The following is a 3,385-nucleotide window of genomic DNA, read 5'->3' as shown; positions in this document are numbered from 1 at the left end:
GGCGTCAGGCTGACGACGCTCCGTCCCGAGCAGGCCTCGTACATCGGTGTCGACGTCGACGGCCCGTACAAGCCGGACCACTACCGCTACTGACAGGTCCTCCGAGGCAGGCCCCCGCACCCCCGTGTCGGGGGCCTGCCCCTTTGGCCACCGCGGCCGGACCAGCCCGTCAAGCCCCAGGACCCCGATGCCCCGCGGCCGTTATTCGCTCCACGATCCACACGATCACACCCCCCTCGCAGAAGAGCACTTCCACTGCGCCCCCGGCCCCTCCGGCTGGCGCTACGTCTCCCAACTGACCTCCCCCGCGGGCGACCACAGCGGCTCCGTCGACCTCACCCTCGACGAACTCGGCCGCCCCATCCGCCTCGAACTGCACGCCGCGAGCTGGCAGGTCCGCGGCGCCGCCCTCGACGGCGTCACCTGGGTTCGCACGGACCCCACCGGGACTCATGCCACAGAAGGCAACGTGCGCGCCCACGCCTTCACCGGCACATCCCCGGCATTCCTCATCGCCACCGCCCGTCTCCTGCGCCTCACCCCTTCCGGCTCGGCCACCCGCGTACGCCTCGTCGCCTTCACGGACCCAGTCCTCGCCCCGCGCACGGTGGACCAGTCCTGGGCCTTGCTGAAGATCGAAGCACACGCCACTGACAACGGGCCCCTGACCGTGGAGGAGTACCAGGTCACAGACCTGGACACGGGCGAGCAGCACGTCGTGCACATCGCCGGCGATGTGGTGCTCGCGGCTCCCGGCGTCGAGTTGGAGGACCTCGACTCGCCACCGTCGGTATTCGGATCTTCGCCCGAGTGCGGCGGACGGGGTGGGCCGGAGAGGGCGTAGCGGGTGCGGGCGACCCACGCGCTCGCGCCGGCCTTTCAGCTTCGGCGGCCCCGCAGATTACGCGGGCGGCGCGAATCCGGTGCTGGGACGGTCGCCGGACTGCTCTGCCGCCTCCCGCGGGACCGCAGCCGGAGTTCCGGTGACATACACGGCAGGCTGAGGAGCAGGAGCAGGAGCAGGAGCAGGAGCAGGCGGGACCGGCGGGGGCCCGTACGTATCTGGTGCACCGTGCTGAGCCCCGGCACCGACTGACGGCACAGCGGCGTCGGCACCCGAGCCAGCACGTGTACCCGTATCCGTCGGTGCCCCCGCCACCGTGGCCGCACCGGCGGCAAAGGTCCGCCGGACCTCCCGAGCCTGCCGTTCCTGCACCACCGCAGCCAGATAGGCCGCCGGCGGAACGCTCTGCGGCACAGGGGCCCCTGTGCGAGCGGCGAGGTCGGCGGCGAGCCGCTGAGCCATGGTCCAACCGACCTGTGGGTCCAACTGCTGCATCCGCGTCAGGTACTGGCGGATCGCAAGCCACAGCCCGTCAGGGACCGCCGACAGATCAAGCGCGGAGAAGCGTCCGGACAGCCACGGCGGTGGCGGGGGCACGAAACCCACCTGTGAGACCGGCAGGCGTTCCCGTACGACCAAAGTTCCCGCGAAGACGTCGCCGAGCCGGCGCCCCCGTGCCGACACCAGCGAAGCGATACAGGCGACGACCCCGAACGTCATCACGATCTCGACCGTCCCGATCGCTCCCCGCACCAGCGCATGCCGGAACCGGATCGGCCCACCGTCGTCCCGCACCACACGCAATCCACACGCCAGCTTCCCGAGCGAACGTCCATGGCTGAGCGTCTCGACGGCTATCGGCCCGCCCACCAGCACCAGGAGGAACGCGGCGATCGACAACGCGACCTGCGCCGCCTCGTCCAGAGAAGAGGTGGAAGCCATCAGCACGATCGTCACGACGATGTACACGGTGACGGCCACGGCCAGATCGATCAGCACCGCCAACGCCCTGCTGGGCAGCCTCGCCGGGCGCACCTCAAGCGCCACCGCCTCGCCCGTCACCAGCTCACTCACGCCTGCCACCCTTCCCCTGACCTGCCCTCTGAACGGGCAGTCTGCCAAGCTGAAGGCGCATCGCGCCCCAGTACGACAAGCTGACATCCATGACGAGTCGCCGACGACCAGCGGAGGAGCAGGCAAACCGATGGACCTCGACGTCTTCGTCACCGCCCACCGAGCCGAATGGGACCGCCTGGACGCCCTGCTGCGGCGTCGGCGTCGGCTCAGCGGAGCCGACGCCGAGGAGCTAGTCGGGCTCTACCAGCGCACCGCCACCCACCTCTCCCTGATCCAGTCCAGCGCCCCCGACCCGCAACTGACGGGGCGGCTCAGTCAACTGGTGGCACGCGCGCGTAGTGCTGTGACAGGCACCCGACGTGCCTCGTGGCGGGATGTCACTCGCTTCCTCGCGCACGGCTTCCCGGCCGCGGTCTACAGGTCGCGACACTGGTGGGTACCCACCGCCCTTCTGTCCACGGTCGTCGCGGCTCTCCTGGGCTGGTGGATCGGGACGCACCCCGAGGTCCAGGCGACCATCGCGGCCCCGAGCGAGCTGCGCGAGCTCACCCGGCCCGGCGGCGAGTACGAGACGTACTACTCCAGCCATCCAGCGGCCTCCTTCGCCGCTCAGGTGTGGACGAACAACGCCCAAGCCGCCGCCATGTGCCTGGTCCTGGGCGTCTTCCTCGGTCTCCCGGTGCTCTGGATCCTCTTCCAGAACATGCTCAACCTCGGAGTCGGCTTCGGCCTGATGTCGTCGGCAGGACGTCTCGACACCTTCCTCGGTCTCATCCTCCCGCACGGTCTGCTGGAGCTCACCGCGGTCTTCGTGGCTGCCGGCACAGGCCTTCGCCTGGGCTGGACCCTGATCGACCCGGGCCCGCGCACCCGCCGGTCGGCTCTCGCCGAGGAAGGCCGAGCCGCCGTGGGCATGGCGATAGGCCTCGCACTCGTGCTCTTCGTTTCCGGTGCCATCGAAGGCTTCGTCACCCCGTCCGGCCTGCCCACCTGGGCCCGCATCGGCATCGGCATAGCGGCCGAGTCGGCGTTCCTCGCTTACGTCTTCGTCCTGGGCGGTCGCGCCGCCCGCGCCGGAGACACGGGCGACGTCGAGGCTGCCGAACGCAGCGCCACCGTCCCGACGGCCGCCTGATGTGCGGATGCCTCCGCTGAACTGCTACTGTCTCCTTCGCCCCAAGAGAGCCGTTGACACGGCTCGACTGGGGAGGTAGATTTGAACAGTTGCCTGGAGCTCGGTATCGTCCGGCTCGGTGACAGTGAGTGTCTGTCAGCTTCTGGAAACCTTGTTTTCGAAGAAGCTCCTTCCCGAACAATCGGAAATGGATCGCCGGTCAGTCCGGCCTAAAACTTCTGATAATGTTGGGAACGCCGGAAAGGGAAACGCGAGAGCGGGAACCTGGAAAGCACCGAGGAAATCGGATCGGAAAACGATCTGATAGAGTCGGAAACGCAAGACCGAAG

4 protein-coding genes are annotated in these 3,385 nt (G+C 68.9%); 3 read left to right on the top strand and 1 reads right to left on the bottom strand.

Going from position 1 to position 3,385, the window contains the following annotated elements; translation table 11 throughout:
* Both M2271_RS42300 and M2271_RS42295 read left to right on the top strand, forming a co-directional pair.
* On the top strand, window positions 1-93 hold a 93-nt coding region (locus M2271_RS42300; protein ID WP_280892651.1), incomplete at its 5' end, for an adenosylhomocysteinase.
* A gap of 94 nt (window positions 94-187) precedes the next feature.
* Window positions 188-844, top strand: a complete 657-nt coding sequence (locus M2271_RS42295) for a hypothetical protein (protein WP_280892795.1) — start codon at window positions 188-190, stop codon at window positions 842-844.
* Between the two features lie 57 nt (window positions 845-901).
* Here the strand turns inward: M2271_RS42295 and M2271_RS42290 are convergent, their stop codons facing one another.
* Complete coding sequence (locus tag M2271_RS42290) at window positions 902-1,918, bottom strand: RDD family protein (RefSeq protein WP_280892794.1); 1,017 nt, start codon at window positions 1,916-1,918, stop codon at window positions 902-904.
* Between the two features lie 130 nt (window positions 1,919-2,048).
* On the opposite strand from M2271_RS42290, the gene M2271_RS42285 reads away from it, so the two are divergent.
* Entirely contained in the window at window positions 2,049-3,056 is a 1,008-nt protein-coding gene (locus M2271_RS42285) for a stage II sporulation protein M (protein ID WP_280892793.1), read from the top strand.
* Window positions 3,057-3,385 lie beyond the last annotated feature (329 nt).

The organism is Streptomyces sp. LBL (genome assembly GCF_029893585.1).
Lineage (GTDB): Bacteria > Actinomycetota > Actinomycetes > Streptomycetales > Streptomycetaceae > Streptomyces.
This window is presented reverse-complemented; position numbering and strand designations above follow the sequence as displayed.

Coding starts and splice junctions, on each gene's coding strand:
- M2271_RS42295 (WP_280892795.1), top strand. CDS start 188: ATGCCCCGCGGCCGTTATTCGCTCCACGATCCACACGATCACACCCCC.
- M2271_RS42285 (WP_280892793.1), top strand. CDS start 2,049: ATGGACCTCGACGTCTTCGTCACCGCCCACCGAGCCGAATGGGACCGC.